Source organism: Litorimonas sp. WD9-15, assembly GCF_050271975.1.
Lineage (GTDB): Bacteria > Pseudomonadota > Alphaproteobacteria > Caulobacterales > Maricaulaceae > Litorimonas.
Genome location: NZ_CP189850.1, coordinates 1,059,419 through 1,077,830, shown reverse-complemented (window position 1 = coordinate 1,077,830; position 18,412 = coordinate 1,059,419). Strand labels below are relative to the sequence as shown.

Below are 18,412 nucleotides of genomic sequence, written 5' to 3'. Positions count from 1 at the left end.
CTTTTTCGAAGAAAAAGCGAAGGATGGTAGTGAGAGAGAGACTTGAACTCTCGACCTCAGGATTATGAGTCCTGCGCTCTAACCAGCTGAGCTACCTCACCATCTTCCGATAGGCGCGCGATGTAGGGGATTAGCGCAGGTCGCGCAAGTCCCCGTCTGCACGAAATTTTATAGAATGAAAATACTGCGCGGGTCTTCCAAACGGGCTTTCAGGTCCTGCATCATTTTGGCGGCGTCATAGCCGTCAATCACGCGGTGATCGCAGGAGATGGAGAAATTCATGACCTTGCGCGCAAAGACTTCCCCCGCTTCCAGCACGAGTTTTTCCCGGATTTTATTCGGGCCAAAGATTGCGACTTCGGGACGATTAATAACGGGGGTCGTCACAATACCGCCGAGTGGTCCCAGCGAGGTTAGCGTTGTCGTCGCGCCTTCTAGGTCTGTTGTCGCGAGTGTATTGGTCCGCGCGGCTTCGGCCAGACGCGCGATCTCTTCAGCAAGTTGCCAGATGGAGAGACTGTTCGCCTTTTGCACGACGGGTACAATCAAGCCGCCATCGGTCTGGGTCGCGATACCCAGATTGAGATCGGCAAAGCGGGAGACATAGCCCTCTTGGTCCATGTAACGCGCATTAAATTGCGGCCAGTCATCAAGGGTCACGGAGAGCGCCCGGATGAGCAGCGGCAGGACCGTCAGTTTCGGTTTATCCTCGCCGGAATTTGCATTCATCCGTTTGCGCATCGCTTCCAATGCAGTCATGTCGATTTCCTCGACATAGGTGAAATGCGGAATGTTACGCTTGGCCTCTTGCATCCGTGTCGCGATGACACGTCTGAGGCCGATGACTTTCTGCCGTGTTTCCCCCGGAAGAGGATCCGAGGCGACTGACGACCCCTGCGCTTTGGGGGTCGCAGGGGCCGCTGAACCGGAAGCCTCTCTGTCGGGGAGGATAGAGGCAGCGCCCGGATTTGGAGAAGTGGATGGATTTGCAATAGACGACAAAAGGTAAGCGTCAAGGTCAGCATGTGTGAGACGCTCATGAGCCGTGGGTACAGACGCCAAGTCAATGTTCAGAGCCTCGGCCCGCTTGCGTATGGCCGGCGACGCGAGGACTTTGCCCTGCGAGACTTTTCGTTCGATTTTAACAGGCGGCGCGAGAGGGGCAGCGGCAGATTGTCCAACACCTGCCGTCGACAAAGGTGTTCTTTCAGGTTCGGGTTGAGGCGTTTCAGCCACGACCGGATCGGCCTCAGGCTCAGCCGCTGGCGCATGACCCTCGCCTTCGACTTCCAACTCGACCAACACGCCGCCAACGGCCAGCATATCGCCCTCTTCGCAGGCGATGGATTTGATCACGCCGTCAACGGGCGCAGTCAGTTCAATCGTCGCCTTATCCGTCATCGCATCCGCGATGGGGTCCTCTTCGGAGACCGTGTCACCGACAGAGACATGCCAAGCCGTAATTTCAGCTTCAACAACACCTTCGCCAATGTCGGGAAGTTTATAGAGATAGATACCCATCTTACGCGGCCTCCATCACGGTGCGCAGCGCATTGCCGACACGTTTCGGTCCGGGGAAATAGGCCCATTCCTGCGCGTGTGGATAGGGCGTGTCCCAGCCTGTCACGCGTTGGATGGGCGCTTCGAGAGAATAGAAACAACGTTCCTGCACTTGGGCGGACAGCTCTGCGCCGAAACCGGATGTGCGGGTCGCCTCGTGCAAAATGACACAACGTCCCGTCTTGTTCACCGACTTTTCAATGGCATCAATATCGAGCGGGAGGAGTGAGCGGAGGTCGAGAATATCGGCGTCGAGGCCCATATCTTTCGCGACTTTATCCGCCACCCAGACCATTGTGCCATAGGCGAGAATGGTCACGTCAGAGCCTTTTGAAATCTTCCGCGCTTTGCCCATCGGAACTGTGTAGTGACCAGCCGGAACCTCGCCCAATTCGTGACCGCGCCACGCTTTTGCGGGAGCATGGGGGTCGCCGTCAAAGGGGCCGTTATAAAGGCGTTTAGGTTCCAAGAAGAGGACGGGATCATTATCCTCAATCGCGTCAATCAACATGCCCTTAGCGTCATAGGGATTGGACGGGATAATCGTCTTCAAGCCCGCAATATGCGTGAACAAAGCTTCCGGTGATTGGCTGTGTGTTGTGCCGCCGTAAATGCCGCCACCAACCGGCGTCCGGATGGTGAGCGGCGCGGTGAAGTCACCATTGGAGCGATAACGCAGACGCGCGGCTTCAGACGCGATTTGGTCATAGGCCGGATAAATGTAATCCGCGAATTGGATTTCCGCGACGGGGCGCAACCCATTCGCCGCCATCCCAATCGCGATGCCGACAATACCGCCCTCTGAAATCGGTGTGTCGAAACAGCGGTGCAGACCGTGCTTTTCCTGCAGGCCCGCCGTCGCGCGGAAGACCCCGCCAAAATAGCCGACATCTTCACCAAAAACTAAAACATCCGAGTCCTGGCTCATCTTCACATCCAGCGCATCGCGGATGGCTTCGAGCATATTCATCTGGGGCATGGTCTAATCTCTCTCTGCCGCGAACATACGCTTTTGTTCGTCCAGATGCGGGAGGGCGTGTTCATAGACTTGCTCAAACATCGTGTAATCATTGACCTGCGTTTCACCGGACAGATTGCCCATCGCTTCAGCGGCTTTATAGGTTTCGCGGATTTCGAGTTTGGCCTCTTCTTCCAGAGCGGCGTGGCGGTCTTCATCCCATTCGCCGATATGGATGAGATGACCTTTAAGACGATCCACCGGATCCCCGAAAGGCCAGACATCGGGTTCATTTTCTGGGCGATACTTTGTTGGGTCATCAGACGTTGAGTGACCGGATTTGCGGTAAGTGAAATGCTCGATCAGTGTCGCGCCGCCGCCTTTGCGGGCGCGCTCCGCCGCCCATTTCGTCGCCGCATAAACCGCAAGAATATCGTTGCCGTCCACGCGCAAGGTCGCGAGGCCGTAGCCCGTGCCGCGTGCGGCAAATGTTTCGCCCTCGCCCGCTGCGATGCCTTGGAAGGAACTGATCGCCCATTGATTATTCACGACATTGATGATGCAGGGCGCGCGGTAAGTGGACGCGAAGTTCAGCGCATAGTGGAAGTCACCTTCCGCCGTCGCGCCTTCCCCCGTGAAGACGGACGCGATTTCATCAGAGTTTTTGTAGGCACTCGCCATACCCCAGCCGACACCCTGGATCAGTTGCGTGCCGAGATTGCCGGAGATGGAAAAGAAGCCGTGTTTTTTGAAAGAATAAAGCACCGGAATAGACTTCCCATCCAGCGGGTCGCCGGAATTAGAGAGGCACTGACACATCATCTCTTTAATCGACGCACCGCGATGAATCAGGATGCCCTGCTGACGATAGGTCGGGAAAATCATATCCGCATCGCGGAGCGCCATGGCATGGCCAACACTGACGGCCTCTTCCCCTGCGGATTTCATGTAAAAGCTCATCTTGCCCTGACGTTGCATATTAAACATGCGGTCATCCATGGCGCGAGTCAGGACCAGATCGCGAAGAGCCCCGCGCAGCGCTTCAGCGGAAATCTCCGGCACCCAATCGCCCGCCGCCTCGCCGGAGAACCGGAGAACACGGATAAGCTTTGTTGCATGCGGCACAGTCTCGTGCGGATCACAGAGCGGGTCAGGACGTGGCGGTGTATGCGCGACGGGCACAGCAATATGGGAGTAATCCGGGGTATCACCCGGCCGGAATTGAGGTTCCGGCACATAGAGACGCGAACTGTTGGATCTCTTGGGCGTTGACATAAGCGGCCATCTTCATTTTGTTCGAAATACCCCGCGCTTATAGGTTTTATTATCGCGCTTGGCTAGTTTTGCCCCTTTACTCACTATTCACGAAAATATCATTGACCAATTTCGGCTTTTCTATAGTAGAAAATACCAATAAAGTGAATTTGAACAGCAAGAACTGTTCGATAATTCGGGGTTTACGACATGGTTGGCAAAACAAACGAGAAACTGGACAATATCGATGCGAAAATTCTGCATCTGATTCAATCGGATGCCAGTCTGTCTGTCTCGGATATTTCCGATAAGGTCGGCCTGTCCTCCTCCCCCTGCTGGCGACGGATTAAGCGGATGGAAGAGTTGGGTATCATAAAGGCCCGCGTGACCCTGCTGGACCGTGAAACGCTGGGTCTGGATTTCGAAGTCTTTGTGGCCGTGAAACTCTCATTGCCCAACCGTGTGAATATGGAAAAGTTTGAACAATCCATCGCGCGTATGCCGGAAGTCGTGCAATGCGCTGTCGTGACGGGAGCCGTCGATTTCATGCTGCGCATCGTGACAACCGACATGCACGCCTATGAGAGCTTCCTGCGGGAAGACCTGCTATCCATCGATCTGATCTCAGACGTGCAAAGCCGAATTGTCCTGCGTCAGAGCAAGGACACAACGGCGGTTCCGTTGAATTTGATCAGCAATGCGGTGCCGCGTTATTAGATAACGGCAGCGGCAATATTTGCCGTCTCTTTATCGTCCGCATTTAACTCAATACCAAATTCATCCCGCAAACATTTGAGCGTAGCATCCAAGCCCAACACTTGAACGGTTTGAGTGCCTCGCCCGCGATGGGTCAACATGCCGCCATAAAAGCTTGTCCGGCCTTCGGTCGTAAAAAGGCCCACACCAATACCTTGGCGAAAATGCGAGTCGGGGTGGCTTTCCGTCCAGTGATTGCCACAAAGAATATCTGCCAGAGGCGCGGCCGTCGGCTCAAAGCTATATTGATTGGACCACATACCGTCCTGTTCACGTTGTACCATAAATCCAAATGAGTCCTCCGGAATTATGCGGATGCGGCCATCTCCGTCATCAAGGGCAGTCTCCGTTCCCATCTTTAGAGGAATACGGGACGCTCGCCCGCCAAAGCCCACATCGGTGACCCACGTTTCGTCTCCGATAGATATACGGTGCATGAGATGCGTTCGTGGGGGCGTCTCTTCCGGATCACGCAACCAGACCCGACCCAACATCGGAACGGGGTTAAATCCCAATGCTCTCAAAAGCGCCGCATAGAGCGTATTTAATTCAAAACAATAGCCCCCACGTTTTTGCATTACAATTTTATCAAATAATGAGTCAGGCAACAAATTGAGCGGACGTCGCATAATGACATCCAGATTTTCAAATGGAACATGCCGCATATGATGGTCTTGTAAAACATACAGCCCATCAATCGTTGTAGGCGGTGTAAAATTTAGCCCGATACGATTGAGATAAGCGCGCACATCCATATTTAAAAATCTTTCTTATACTGCAACGAAAAGCTCTGCTGGCTATCGGCTTGAACCTTTGATCGAAGAGACAGGTTCTTTCGGATTTCCCAGTCAATGACTGCCCCTGTGGAGTCGGGGCCTGCGCCTGTGAAGACCTGAAGATAAACGTCCTTTGCCAAATATCGTCCACCTGATACCGTTGCCTGACCGTCTTCATCAATACCAATAGAGAGTTGCCCAACGCCCAGCGCATCCCGCAATCCCCCCAAGAGGTCAAAGCCGCCACCTGCGCCGGAAAACTGCGCCAGCGCCCCCGCGAGTTGCGCTGCTTCTATGGTTGAGAGTTCAGTCACAGACCGTCCGAATAAAAGAGCGGAGAGGATTTCATCTTGTGGTCTTTCGGGCGTCGAAGAGAGTTCAATTTCAGGCTTTTCCACCGTCCCCGTGATATTGACAGTCGCCGAAATATTCTGCGTGTCAGTCTCCGCAACGAGATTGACTTTGGCATCCTGCAATTTGCCATCAAATTCAATACTACCTGTACTAAAGGCCAGTTCTTTTCCCGCGATACGGTATCCACCGCGCACAACACTGGCCGTACCGTAAATTTCAGGTGCGGCCGTTGTACCTTTTAGTGTCACATCCATTTCAAGTTCGACATCAAGACCGCGTGTGCGGACAAAAACGCGACGCGGTGCACGGACACGCAAGTCGAGATAAATCGGGGCGGCCTCAGGCCGTTCCGTTGTATCTAATTCATCCATGCGGCCATTAATTTCCTCAACCTCAATTTCGACGACAGCGACGCGTCCGGCGACGAATTGTTTCACTTCGGCGCGATCAAATTTTACATCTCCGCCAATTGTGGCCCTCTCGGCTGTGCTGTCAAAATAAAGCGTTCCGGTCGTTTGGCCTTCGTAATCTTTGCGGTCGAGCGCGCGGAAGTCTTTGGCCTTCACTTCGAGCTTTCCAATCGGACGTCCAAATTCACCCAGTTTAAACTGCCCGCCGCCCTGTAACGTTCCGTCTTTCGCATCGGCCACAAAGACATCGCGCACATCAATCGTGTCATTCGTGAAATCCGCCGTAAAGCGTCCCTGTCGGATTCGGGTCCCCAGCGAAGGTATTTCCAGTCGCAAATTCTCTCCGCTAACATCACCTTCAATCAGAGGAGCATTGAGCGTTCCCGCCAGTTCAAGTTCCGCCGCGAGTGTTCCGTCCGGTTTCGCGTCATCCAATGTGACGAGACTTAAGAGAGGTTTGGCAGAGCCTGAAACAGTCAACCCTCCGGATAAAGGCGCGGTCATATTTGGACGGATGGCAGAAATATTATCACCCGGGATGAGCGAAAACTGCCCTGTCCCCGCAAGTTTCAAATCAGATTCCGTCCGGTTTTCCAGACGCCAAATGACGGAAGAAGGCTGCAGATCCAATGTCGTTGTGAGGGTCAATCCCCTCCCCGCATCGATATCCATACCGCGCCAATCCTTAATCCGGACAACGCCCTGCCCCGAGAGTTGTTCAGACGTGTTATGACGCGCATTGAGATTAACGGACACTGTGCCTCTGGACTCCGCAAGCGTGCCGGGAAGCGGCAGGAGCGTCATCGGCAAGTCGCGCGCGCGGACCCTAATTGTTTCCAATCCCTTCGCTCTGGCATAATCAAGCGAAAGCGGCTGCCCGTTTAGGAGCAGCGGCGCTTCGGCGGCAATATCGCCTGAATGATACCGGAGCGTCACCGCTTCACTATGGCCAATCCGGTGGCGCCCATAATCAGCTTCCGGCATGAGGGTCAGCGTGTAACCTGTTTCCGGAGTCCGGTTGAGCGTCAGGGGGGATTGAAACCCGAATTCGCGAATTAGCATTGTGTCTGTCCGACGACCGGAAATATCTATCTTGCCGGATAATCCGGCCAATGTGCCAGTTGCTTCCGCGACGAGGGATTGAACCGCATAATCGCCATAGGCAACGTCTTTGGCGTCGGCTGTAAAAGCAATGCCTTGTTCCCCGTTGACAGCTGAAAGGTCGACAAAGGCGCGGGCGTAACGCTCGCCTTCCTGCGGCAGGTTTACTCCAAGACGACCCGTCGCGAGTTTATCCGCTCCCAAAGCGAGATCACCGCCGACACTCAGACCTGCAATTTTCAGATCAATCTCACGGGCGGCATAGCCAGTCTCGGTGGAGGCCAAGTCAGCAGAAAAATCAAGCGGGCCATAATCTGTTTGCGCCTCCAGCCGCAAAGGACCTTTCGGCGCGGTGACGAGGTCCATAAGCTCAGTGCGCAATCTGACACTTGTCGCTCTTTGGCCCGCGACCAGAACTGACGGGGCGGACCCCTCCAGTTTCAGATTGGGGTCTGTCCGAGGTCCAGTGATCATCGCAGAAAACTCACTCGGTCCGCTCAGATCCACGGCATTCAGAGTGAGCGCGTTGAGAATGGAAAGCTCCGCCGAGATATCCAGTGTTTCGGTGGCCCGTCCCGCAAAGGCCGTGCGCATATTTTCTGTTCGAATACGACCATCTGTAATGCGAACGCCACCCGTAATAGGCTGCATTTTAATCTCGTAATTTATATCATTTCCGAGAAGTTGATCGAGCGGGGCGGAGAAATTTTCTGTCGTTGTAAAGTTACCCATCGCGCTGATAGCTGGATCGGATTGCGCTGTTTTACGAACAGCATAACGCGTAACAATCTGTCCGGAGGGAAATTGGCCCACGCTCTTCAAACGCGCATTTACCCGTCCGGCTAAATCCAAACGAGTGCTATCAAAAGAGAGACTTCCCTTCACCGTCACACGGTCTTGCCCAGAAGTGAGAGCGGCCTCTAATGTCGTCACCCGACGCGCATCTAAATCCGCCCGTCCTTTCGCAGTGAGCAAAACAGTTTGACTGAGCGTAATCGGAAGCTCTTGCGTGAAAACGGGCTGCATTGCCGTCAGATTCGTCTCGAACAAAAAGGCCTCACCCTCGGGAGACAGAGTGATCAGACCGGAGAGTTTCGCCATTCGGCCATAGGGCGTCAAAATATTTACAATATCCACGGTCGCATTACCGGAGATAGCCTCACCCAAATTCAATTGCCCCTTTGCGGTGCCTGTACCCAATGTGTAACCGTTGGGCAGCGGCAGAATGGCTCCAAGTTGGCTAGACTGTATATCAAAATTCACAGCCTCAGGCATGAGCCTTTCATCCCCCAAATCACCTGACACGTTTGCCTCAAGACTTTCCGCCTCTATTTTAGCTGTAAAGGCGCGTGGGTTTTTCGTGCGATCCAAATTTGCATTTATATTTAATTTCTGACCTATCATATTGCGGGCAGAGTTGAATATTGGCCAGCTTGTCGTGGTGATGTCAGTCGTTAAAGCTACGAAATCGGGAGTCCAGTTGACGCTGGCATCAATAGCTTGTGTCTCGCCAAAGCTGATGATGGCGTCGCCCTCTCCTCTTTCGAGGGTCCCGTTTATTTTCCCGGAACCTGTCACGGGCGCAGTCTCAGGGGCTTGTAAAATTGTGGCGACTGTTCCGCCAATCGCGCCCTTTAATTTAAAATCGCCCACCATATCGCCATTGGGTTTGCGCGTAAAATCGAGACTGACTTCATCGCCCGCCGCGTCTAGTCGGACAATATTCAATACAGCTTCCGCTGCGCCCTCTCCCAGTATGCCGCCCTGAGCAACGACCTGCAAAACAGCGTCTTGGCCTATCAACTCTTCCCGTAATGTCAGCGCCGCGATATCTATATCGCCGATTTGAGCGGTAAAAGGCTTGCCGGGCTCAGTGACTTCCAATGCGGGGCGCCGCAAAATATCTATCTCTGCAACATCGAAATCACGCAGATCCAAATGACGATTGCGTAACGACCAAGGCGACCAATCAATTTGGATGTCAGATGCACTTAACCAGAGCCCGTCGCGGTCATAGAGCTTCAATGACGAGATAGAAAATTCATTGAGTGGATCACCGGACAGTCCCGAAATTTCGGTGCGTTTAATCGGCCCCAATTGTCGGGTATTGATTTGACTTTCAATGAACCGCGCACCGCCGGATGTCGTGATCCAGACCCTTGCCCCGATCGCTAGCGCAAGGAGGAGAAAGCCCAAAACCAACACCGATAGTAGTAGCCGCTTGGCCCAATTAGCCGTCTTTTTTTGTTCGGTCTCGGCCATCTTAAAAAGCTTGCCCGATGGAAATATAAAGCTGGAAATCCGCGTCACCGGAGCGAGGGTTTATGGGAATTGCGATATCTGCACGGAGCGGCGCAAAACTTGTATAATAGCGCACACCCATGCCCGCCCCAAAGCGTACATCGTCCAAACCCGACGCCTGTTCACGAGATACCGTACCCGCATCGACAAAACCAACATAACCTATCGGCCCCTCGCCCTTATAGCGGATTTCAGCGGAACCTTCGATCAGCGTCCGTCCACCAATACGTTCAAAGTCCTCAACCAATTCGCCCTCATCATTTAATGCGGTAAAGTTTCGGCGCGGAGATATCGTTTGATATTCAAATCCACGCACCGAACCGCCACCGCCCGCATAGAAACGACGGTTTTGCGGCACGGTTGCAAAATCTTTGGAGAGAATGGTTCCCGTGCCAACACGACCCGCCAGAATGAATTTATCACTCACACGCTTATAGGTAGAGCCGCCCAATCGCAGTGTCGTGAACGACCCCGCCTCATCGCCAAAGTTATAAGTCGGGACGATTGAGCCCTCAATATTAAAGCCTGTCTCCGGATTTAAAACATTATCACGATTATCAAAAACGGCGCGACCCAAACCTTCGACAAGATAGGCGCGGACATCTTCGCCGTTCTGTTCGAATTGTGAGGCTTCCAGGCCGAGACCCAGCCCGACTCGGAATTTGCGAGAGAATTTCTGTGTGCCCAATAAACTGCCTTTAACGCGTTCACCTTCAAAGGCTTCCGTATCTAATCTCGCGACTTCGGCGTCAAAATCCAACTCCCGATCATCCCGCCAAGCATAAGGTATGTTATAAGCCACACCCGCACTGATTTCATTCGTTTTTGCCGTCCCGCGCAATTCCAGCGTCTGTGCATAGCCGATAAAGTTCCGGCGCTCATAGGTGACCTCTACGCCCGTCCCGTCAGAGGTTGAATAACCGACCTCGCCCGAGATCGTATTCACATCACCCTGTTCGACATCTAAAATCACATCGCGTGTGACGGTGCCATCTGCGTTCTCTGTTACTTCATCTGCCAGTGTCGCCACCGCGCCGTCAAAAACACCTGTCGCCGTGACACGCGCCGCCAAGCGGTTCATCTTCGCGATGTTAAACTCATCTCCGGTTTCAAAAGGCGCAATCATGTTTGGCCAACCTTCGGCGAGTTTCGCCGTTCCGGTCTTTTTGATCGTCCCAAAACGGGTTTTTCGGCCTGTCGCGATTCTGAACGTCACATTCATTCTTTTCATGGCGTGATCGACAATCGTTTCCCGGGTCAGGGCTTTGGCTTCTGGATATCCCTTCGTCTGAAGGTAATTAATCAGGCGAAGCTCAGTCGCGATAACCCGGGCGGCTTCCGCAGGTTCACCCGTTTTTATAACAATTTCAGATATCAGAGGTTTTTTTAAGTCTGGCTCACCATCCTCAAAAGAAATATTCAGCGTTCCGTAAGTGAATTGTTCGCCGCCAATAATGCGCAAAATAGCTTGGGGTGGACGTCGGATTTCCGCGTCATCGACCAGGGGTTCATTCTCCGCATTGATCTCTCTGGCCTCGGCCTTAGTTTCGATGACTTCCGCTACGATTTTTGCATCATAATAGCCTTGACTCCGCATGACAGAGCGGGCGGATTTAGCGGCGCTGACGACGCGGCGGCGGGCCTGTGCAACGGAGCGTGCGGGCGCCTCGACATCACCCAGAACATCACGCAATAATTCAGACTGCGCTTCCGGAAGATCGGATTCGATGACGACGATCGGTTCCGCTGCGACAGCCGCGCCTGACGCCAGTAGCGCGACACAGGCCACGCCATATTTTAATCGTCTGAACATTCGGCCTAATCGGTTCCTTATTTAAGCTAATTACGCTTTCGGACAGAAAAAGGTTCCCGCCTGTACAGCCCTGTAACCAGATGACATAAGAGTGCAAGTGACAGAGACTTAACCACAAATGGGAGTCAGTGATGGGGAATAATATGAATATCAATATCGGGCAGACACTCGCCTTCCGGACCAAAAGAATGCCAAGGCGTGAAGCCCTGGTCGAAGCCGCCAGCGGTCGTCGCTTTACCTATTTAGACCTCAATCACCGGACCAACCGTCTCGTCCATGCCCTGCGGGCGGAGGGGGTTTCTGCGGGAGACCGGATTGCCATCCTGCTGATGAATGGTGTTGAATTTATTGAGACGTTCTTTGCAACGGCTAAGCTCGGCGCGACCCTTGTTCCGCTAAACTGGCGTCTGACGCCAGATGAGTTGGAATTCATGCTGAAAGATAGCGGCACAACAACGCTGATATTTGGGCCTGAATTTGGTGGGCAAGTCACGGAGATTAAATCGCGCGGACCTAAGACCGATATTCTGCGCTACATCCAAGTCGGCGGTGAAACGGCGAGCTTTGCCAAAGATTATGAACGTTTGACAGACGGTCAATCTCAAGTTGAACCGGAAATCGCGGGCGGTAATGATGACCTGCTCTTCATCATGTATACCTCCGGGACAACGGGCCTTCCCAAGGGGGTTATGCACAGCCATAATTCGGTCTTTGCCGCGATATCGAATATGATGGCGACGAATGAGACGGGGATTGACGAGACAACATTGCTCTCCCTCCCCCTCTTTCACGTCGGAGCGCTGACGCCAGCATTCCAATCAATTTATTCTGCTTCCCGCCTCGTCATTACCAAGAGTTTTGATCCTGTAAAAAGCTGGGAGCTTATTGGTGACGAGAAGATCACAAATACGCTGCTCGTGCCCGCCATGTTGCAGGCGATGAAGGCCGTCTATGATCCGGCCAAACATGACGCCTCTACCATGCGGTCCATGGTCAGTGGCGCGGCCCCTGTTCCCGTCTCCATGATCGAGGATTTCGCGAAAATGGATATCGCAATCAATCAGGTTTACGGCATGACCGAAACCTGCGGGCCGGGCTGTCTTATTTTGGGCGAGGACGCGGCGGCGCATCCAGGTTCCACCGGCAAAGGCTATTTCTTCACCGAAGTCCGTATCACGGCCCCGGACGGCACGGAATGTCCACCGGGTGTGTCCGGCGAAGTCTGCATGCGCGCGCCCAATAATATGGTCGGCTATTGGAACCGCCCCGACGCGACAGCGGAAACGATCGTCGATGGTTGGCTGCATTCCGGCGATGTCGGCGTGGCGGATAAGGATGGGTTCGTGACCATCGTCGAACGGTTGAAAGACATGCTGATTTCCGGTGGCGAAAATGTTTATCCGGCCGAAATTGAAAATGTCCTGCTGTCGCATGACGGTGTGGCAGATGCTGCTGTGATCGGTATTCCGTCGGAGAAATGGGGCGAGAGTGCCATGGCCGTTATCGTGCGCGCACAGGGGTCTGAGGTCTCAGAAGCAGAACTCATCGCAATGACCAAAACAAAACTAGCCAGTTTCAAATCCGTCAAGGTCGTCCGTTTCACCGATGTCATTCCGCGCACGCCCAGCGGTAAAATCCTGAAACGCGCGCTGCGGGATCGATACGCAGACATCAAAGCGCCGGAGTAGGATCTAAATAATCAAGCGGATAAATTACTTAGATTTGAGAGATTCTGCGCTGAAATAAACCGGCGTCTGTGTCTTTTTGGGTTCAGTTTTATAAACAAAACGACTTAGGTCGGTTTTGTCGATCTGATTAACAAGAACCTTGCGCCCATATGCGTTTGTGACTGGCGCTGACAGGCCGGTAGCTCTTACCGGCACAGGCTCTACAACGCGTTTCACCTTGTAACGTTTGGGTACCAACGGTGCTGCGGTTTCATTTTCCGTGCTAGTCACAGGAGACGATGCGGTATTTTCAATCTTCAGAATTTCAGAGGAAGTTTGTGCGTTTGCCGCCGTAGAAAACAGGCAACAAGCAGCGATAATGACGGGTAATCCGATAGATTTGCAATTGGGCACTGGACGTTCCTCTGTTTCGATAATTGATCTCTAGGGAGCTTCTATTGAACTAACCCTGAATATTATTTTTATTATGGTTAACGGTCATCAATATCCTTGCAAACCCATCCTAATGAGTTGATAGATAAGACTTATTCATCCTCAAATTGATTCTAGCTTGCAAGGTCAACATCCAGATTCCAGGCCGCGCAAGCAGAGAAAAGCAACTTCTGTTCAGAAATGTGTTTTCGCCCATCTGACATCGCAACCTTCAGCAACGCGAATATGAGCTCTTTCTTGTTTTCAGCCGTATCCAGACTTTTTAGAATTCCGGACAGACTGCTGTCATAGAAAACAGGTGAGACTCGAATCGCAATATCGTCACGGTGGAGCGCGAACCAATCTCCGGCCATATGCCGTGTCAGCATGAGTTTAGGATTGACGATATCTTTTAAGGCGATTGCGGCATCTTTGAAGGCTTCGACTTCTTCCTCGAAAACTTTTCCATCCACTAGAATCATCATGCAGAGTAAGTGAAGCGTATCGTCCCAGTTTTTTGCATTCATAATCTCGCCGTTCCCTCCGTAATTTATGAAGAGTGAGCGTTTGTGGTGAACATTGCCTTAATAAGGCCAAATCGCAGCTGTCATATTAAACAAAAAAGCCCGGTCGCGAGACCAGGCTTTTCTTATTCAAATGCCTACGGCGTCCTTAGCGCAAACGCTTCCGGCTGGTCGGTTGGGGTCCAAAATTCTTTGTATTGGAACTCGCGCCGCGACGACGTGAGGGTTGATAGGCGACGCGGCTATGGGCGAGGCAATAGGGCTCTTCCGGATCCGTCTTGCGCCCGCAAAAGCGGAAATTATCTGCGCCCGGATCGCCAATCGGCCATTTACACATATGATCCGTAATCGTCAGAATTGTTGCAAATTCCCCATTGGACATGGGCTTGGCCTCGAGCGGCGGCTCCGGCGCTTTCAACGCTTTGACAATGACGCTGGGCGTGCGCGGCGCAGACGGAGCGCGGACCGTTTTGACTTTCGGCTTCGGTGTCGCCGTTGAACTTCGGGCGGCCGCCTTTGGCGCTTTTGCTGCCGTCTTCGCGGCCGCTGCTTTGCGGGCCGGGCTGGAGGGTTTCGCCCGACCGGACAGACCCAGACGATGGACCTTCCCAATCACGGCATTGCGAGTCACGCCGCCCAATTGTTTCGCAATTTGCGAGGCCGATAATCCATCTGCCCAGAGTTTCGTCAATGTCGCAACGCGATCGTCTGTCCAAGCCATGTTTAACCTCTAATGTCTGACGGCAAAGGCGCAATCCGACGGGATTTCAGCCAATTTCCGGTGAATATTTTAGGAAGAGCGATAACACTCTCCAACACTATATATCGTAAGGACCGAGGGTTTCACCACAAGATGAAGGGTCAGGTTCTCCACAGAAAAGCACAGGGTCTGATTCGATTTGCTGTGGAGAAGTCGGATTTATCTCAAAAAAAGACGCCCGTTTGACCAGACGTCTTTATATCTAGCAGATTTGTCTCGAAGACGGCGTTAGTCTTCGTCGTAACTGTGTAAGATCGCATTCCCACAATATTTACGGGACAGCTCAACGGCCTTTTGACCCTCCTGCGCTGTACGCGGAAAGATGTTCAACAAAACGCCCCCCATCGCCATCTGGCGATGTATCCATTCCTCGTGCCCCTTCGCGTAATTGACGCCAAGTGTTTCTGAAACAGTTGCCACGCCTCCCGCTGCGACTGCACCTGTAATGATTGCGGGGATTGCCATGCCGCCCGTAATGGCAGCCGCCAGACCCGCTCCGGCCATGCCGGCCACGGCCGCGGAAAAAGATGTCACAAGGACACGAAATTGCTGACGGTCATCAGGTTTCTCGACGGCTTCACTCTCGTGATTGAACGGATCGGAGGTCCCTTCCCGCGATAAAACAGAAAGCTGTGCCCGATCAAAACCGCCTGTTTCTAACGCCTGGACAAGCGCGTCCAATGTCTCGCCGTCGCGAACATGGGCCACAATATATTGATCGAATTTAGCGTCTGAACTCATAAAAAAATCTCCAAAATGAATATGTAAAACCTGTATTTCATACGTCTTATCGAATTGGACCGATGTGTTGGACGTCATGAATACCCTAAAACAATCAATGGAACCGGGTTTTGTTCCATATTGCGATATGACCGAACGCGGCGTATGGCCCGCATATGACTGAACAGCCCGACTCCCTCAATCTATCCGCCACAGTCCCTCAAAGGCGTACATATGGTTTGCTGAACTGGATGGGGCTACGCACGCTTTATGTGAAAGAGGTCAAACGGTTCTGGAAAGTCATGCCGCAGACCATTCTCGCGCCGATTATTTCAAACCTGCTCTTTATGACGGTTTTCGTGCTCGCCTTTGCGCAAACGCGCGGAATTGGCGAAGGCACGGCGACCGATAGTTTCGTTGTCTTCCTGGCGCCGGGTCTCGTCATGTTAGGCATTCTCAACAATGCTTCGGCCAACTCGTCTTCCTCTATCATGACGGGCAAGATGATGGGCTCCATCAATGATGTCTTGATGACGCCGCTGTCTTATATCGAACTCGCGCTGGGTTATATTGGCGGGGCGGCGACGCGCGGCATTTTGGTCGCCTTTGTGACGGCGATTGCGCTGTCCATTTTCTTTACCCCACTCATTCCGGTAAAACTCTGGGCGGTCCTTTATTTCGGGATCAGTGCAGCCGTCATGCTGGGTATGATCGGTGTGTTATCCGGTGTGTGGGCGGAGAAATTTGATCAACTCGCCGTCGTGAACCAATTCGTCATTCTACCGCTCTCCTACCTCTCAGGTACATTTTACAAAATCGAAATCCTGCCGCCTGTCTTTCAAACGATCAGCCTGTGTAACCCGCTCTTCTACCTGATTGACGGGTTCCGCTACGGCTTCCTCGGCGAGGCGGACGGTAATGTTATGATCGGGGTCGCGTTAACGGCGGCCATTAATCTGATCCTCTTCGTGATCGTCCTGCGCGTGTTGAAAAGCGGTTGGCGCATCAAGTCTTAATTTCGGTTGCCATCCGCTATAGCTCTCATATGCTAGGGCCTTACCCGCCGTGTTGATGCTTTGCGCAGACCGTCGGATTGATATGCTTCTCAAGGACAGTTCACATGGCTGCCAATAACCACATTTATGATTGCTACCGCCCGCCCGCACAGGAATTTGTGCGCGGTGAGGGCCCTTATCTCTATACCGAAGACGGGGACAAATATCTCGACTTTATCGCAGGGATCGCCGTGTCCGGATTGGGTCATGCGCATCCGAAACTTGTCGAAGTCCTGAACGCGCAGGCGTCAAAACTCTGGCATCTGTCAAACATGTTCAGGGTCGAGGGCGCAGAGCGTCTGGCGGAACGCTATTGCGATCATCTGGGTTGGGCTGGCAAAGTCTTTTTCACGAACTCAGGTGCGGAAGCGGTCGAATGCGCGATGAAAACCGCGCGGCGCTATCAACATGATAGCGGCCATCCGGAACGCGTCGATATCATCAGCTTTAGCGGCGCATTTCACGGACGCACGATGTCCACCGTCACGGCGGGTGGTAATCCGAAATATATGAAGGGCTTTGGCCCTGCCATTCCCGGCTTTATCAATCTGGAATTTGGCGATCACGAAGCCCTGAAAGAGGCGATCTCCGAGACCACCGCCGCGATCCTCGTCGAACCCGTTCAGGGCGAAGGCGGGCTCCGTCCGCTGCCGCCGGAATGTCTCCGCGGACTACGCGCACTCTGTGACGAACACGGCCTGATGCTCATCTATGATGAAGTGCAATGCGGCGCGGGACGAACGGGTAAACTCTTTGCCCACCAATGGGTCGAAGGCGGTCATCCAGACATCATGGCCGCGGCCAAAGGCATTGGCGGCGGCTATCCGCTCGGCGCCTGTTTCGCGACCGCAGAGGCCGCGCAATATATGGTGCCCGGCACGCATGGCTCGACCTATGGCGGCGGCCCGATGGCGATTGCGGTCGGCAATGCGGCGCTCGACCTGATGGAAGAGGAAGAGTTTCTCGACAATGTCGTGAAAGTCTCGAACTTCCTGAAACAACAATTTGAAGGCCTAAAGGACGAGTTTCCGGACATGATCGAGGAATTGCGCGGCAAAGGCCTGTTGATGGGTCTGCAAATGAAAGTCCCGAATGTGGATGTGAAAGTTAAAGCGCTCGACCATAATTTGCTGGTCGGCACGGCGGGCGACAATGTCCTGCGCATGGCCCCACCCCTGATCATCACCGAAGATCACGTCCGCGAGGCGATTGATGCGCTTCGCAAGACGCTGATTGATGTGAAGGCGGCGGGTTAAATCTCTCTGAATATGTCATCCTCCGGCTTGACCGGAGGATCCATTCGGAAATCCATCGAAATTTAAAACTCGTCGAATAGATTGTCTGATCAAGTCGGATAATGGCAAATATTAGACGATCAAACCAACATATCCGCCAAAACCTCCCCCTCCCACAGCACCTCACTCGGGCCGCAGAGTTCCGCCCATTTCACGCGGAGCGCAAGAAATTCCGATGTCACCTCAACCTCTTGCGAGGCTGTCATGGTCTCGACATCAGGCCATTGCGCATAGGCATAGAACGCACCGTCATTTCCGTAATGCAGGCGTGACCCAAGCGCCCCGCAATCATCCCGAAAAAATTCCGTAATGCCCGACCAGACCGCAATAAACTGACGCCGCGTCTCGGAGTTATTCGAGAGCAATTGGAAGCGGTAGGAGACGCAGTACATTTAATTGACGTCCGCCTCGCTCACGCAAACCCGACGGTCATGATCCCACGTCCCACCGCCCACTTCGCAGCGGTCAATTTTCCCGATTGAAAATTTTTGTTGAAAGATGGCCCCCGCGATGATGACGACCATTAGGACGGCATAGAGAGCGAGTTTGGATTTACGATCGGATGTCATGAGCATCTACCAGCAAGTTTCGAGCCGCTGCTAGAGGAGCGAAATCTCCAACGCAAGTGGATTAAACGGGTCTTGTGATGGGCATAATCTCTGTTACTTGCAAAAGG

16 protein-coding genes and 1 tRNA gene are annotated in these 18,412 nt (G+C 53.2%); 4 read left to right on the top strand and 13 right to left on the bottom strand.

Annotated elements, in window-relative coordinates; all coding sequences use genetic code 11:
• Positions 1-24 precede the first annotated feature (24 nt).
• From ACP9M6_RS05060 to ACP9M6_RS05045, 4 genes are all read right to left on the bottom strand, one after another.
• Positions 25-101: transfer RNA gene (locus ACP9M6_RS05060), tRNA-Met, on the bottom strand.
• Positions 102-168: 67 nt separating this feature from the next.
• Complete coding sequence (locus ACP9M6_RS05055) at positions 169-1,521, bottom strand: dihydrolipoamide acetyltransferase family protein (RefSeq protein ID WP_427454075.1); 1,353 nt, start codon at positions 1,519-1,521, stop codon at positions 169-171.
• A gap of 1 nt (position 1,522) precedes the next feature.
• Positions 1,523-2,539 carry an alpha-ketoacid dehydrogenase subunit beta gene (locus ACP9M6_RS05050; RefSeq protein ID WP_427454073.1) on the bottom strand — a complete coding sequence of 339 codons (1,017 nt, stop codon included), beginning with the start codon at positions 2,537-2,539 and terminating at the stop codon, positions 1,523-1,525.
• 3 nt (positions 2,540-2,542) lie between these two features.
• Positions 2,543-3,793, bottom strand: a complete 1,251-nt coding sequence (locus tag ACP9M6_RS05045) for a thiamine pyrophosphate-dependent enzyme (protein WP_427454071.1) — start codon at positions 3,791-3,793, stop codon at positions 2,543-2,545.
• 189 nt (positions 3,794-3,982) lie between these two features.
• Here ACP9M6_RS05045 and ACP9M6_RS05040 point away from each other — a divergent pair, with 189 nt between their 5' ends.
• A complete protein-coding gene (locus ACP9M6_RS05040; protein WP_427454069.1) occupies positions 3,983-4,489 on the top strand; it encodes an Lrp/AsnC family transcriptional regulator in 507 nt (168 codons plus the stop codon).
• Here ACP9M6_RS05040 and ACP9M6_RS05035 read toward each other — a convergent pair.
• The 3 genes from ACP9M6_RS05035 to ACP9M6_RS05025 form a co-directional block, all read right to left on the bottom strand.
• Positions 4,486-5,193 (bottom strand): arylamine N-acetyltransferase family protein, encoded by a 708-nt coding sequence (locus ACP9M6_RS05035; protein ID WP_427454756.1) that lies wholly within the window; start codon positions 5,191-5,193, stop codon positions 4,486-4,488. The two genes, ACP9M6_RS05040 and ACP9M6_RS05035, sit on opposite strands and share 4 nt — an antisense overlap.
• A 92-nt stretch (positions 5,194-5,285) precedes the next feature.
• Positions 5,286-9,431, bottom strand: coding sequence for a translocation/assembly module TamB domain-containing protein (locus tag ACP9M6_RS05030; RefSeq protein ID WP_427454067.1), 4,146 nt, complete (start codon positions 9,429-9,431; stop codon positions 5,286-5,288).
• A 1-nt stretch (position 9,432) separates the two neighbouring features.
• Entirely contained in the window at positions 9,433-11,283 is a 1,851-nt protein-coding gene (locus ACP9M6_RS05025; RefSeq protein WP_427454065.1) for an autotransporter assembly complex protein TamA, read from the bottom strand.
• Between the two features lie 143 nt (positions 11,284-11,426).
• On the opposite strand from ACP9M6_RS05025, the gene ACP9M6_RS05020 reads away from it, so the two are divergent.
• A complete protein-coding gene (locus tag ACP9M6_RS05020; protein WP_427454063.1) occupies positions 11,427-12,971 on the top strand; it encodes a long-chain-fatty-acid--CoA ligase in 1,545 nt (514 codons plus the stop codon).
• 24 nt (positions 12,972-12,995) lie between these two features.
• Here ACP9M6_RS05020 and ACP9M6_RS05015 read toward each other — a convergent pair whose 3' ends face one another.
• The 4 genes from ACP9M6_RS05015 to ACP9M6_RS05000 form a co-directional block, all read right to left on the bottom strand.
• Positions 12,996-13,364: a hypothetical protein gene (locus ACP9M6_RS05015; protein WP_427454061.1), complete on the bottom strand. Its 369-nt coding sequence runs from the start codon at positions 13,362-13,364 to the stop codon at positions 12,996-12,998.
• A gap of 152 nt (positions 13,365-13,516) precedes the next feature.
• Entirely contained in the window at positions 13,517-13,909 is a 393-nt protein-coding gene (locus tag ACP9M6_RS05010; RefSeq protein WP_427454059.1) for a hypothetical protein, read from the bottom strand.
• Between the two features lie 145 nt (positions 13,910-14,054).
• Complete coding sequence (locus ACP9M6_RS05005; RefSeq protein ID WP_427454057.1) at positions 14,055-14,627, bottom strand: GcrA family cell cycle regulator; 573 nt, start codon at positions 14,625-14,627, stop codon at positions 14,055-14,057.
• Positions 14,628-14,894: 267 nt separating this feature from the next.
• Positions 14,895-15,407 carry a hypothetical protein gene (locus ACP9M6_RS05000; RefSeq protein WP_427454056.1) on the bottom strand — a complete coding sequence of 171 codons (513 nt, stop codon included), beginning with the start codon at positions 15,405-15,407 and terminating at the stop codon, positions 14,895-14,897.
• Positions 15,408-15,562: 155 nt separating this feature from the next.
• On the opposite strand from ACP9M6_RS05000, the gene ACP9M6_RS04995 reads away from it, so the two are divergent.
• Both ACP9M6_RS04995 and ACP9M6_RS04990 read left to right on the top strand, forming a co-directional pair.
• On the top strand, positions 15,563-16,402 hold the full coding sequence (locus tag ACP9M6_RS04995; protein ID WP_427454054.1) for an ABC transporter permease: 840 nt from the start codon (positions 15,563-15,565) through the stop codon (positions 16,400-16,402).
• Between the two features lie 104 nt (positions 16,403-16,506).
• Positions 16,507-17,697: an aspartate aminotransferase family protein gene (locus tag ACP9M6_RS04990; protein ID WP_427454052.1), complete on the top strand. Its 1,191-nt coding sequence runs from the start codon at positions 16,507-16,509 to the stop codon at positions 17,695-17,697.
• Positions 17,698-17,816: 119 nt separating this feature from the next.
• Here the strand turns inward: ACP9M6_RS04990 and ACP9M6_RS04985 are convergent, their stop codons facing one another.
• Both ACP9M6_RS04985 and ACP9M6_RS04980 read right to left on the bottom strand, forming a co-directional pair.
• A complete protein-coding gene (locus ACP9M6_RS04985; RefSeq protein ID WP_427454051.1) occupies positions 17,817-18,128 on the bottom strand; it encodes a hypothetical protein in 312 nt (103 codons plus the stop codon).
• Complete coding sequence (locus ACP9M6_RS04980) at positions 18,129-18,311, bottom strand: hypothetical protein (protein WP_427454050.1); 183 nt, start codon at positions 18,309-18,311, stop codon at positions 18,129-18,131.
• Positions 18,312-18,412: the final 101 nt, after the last annotated feature.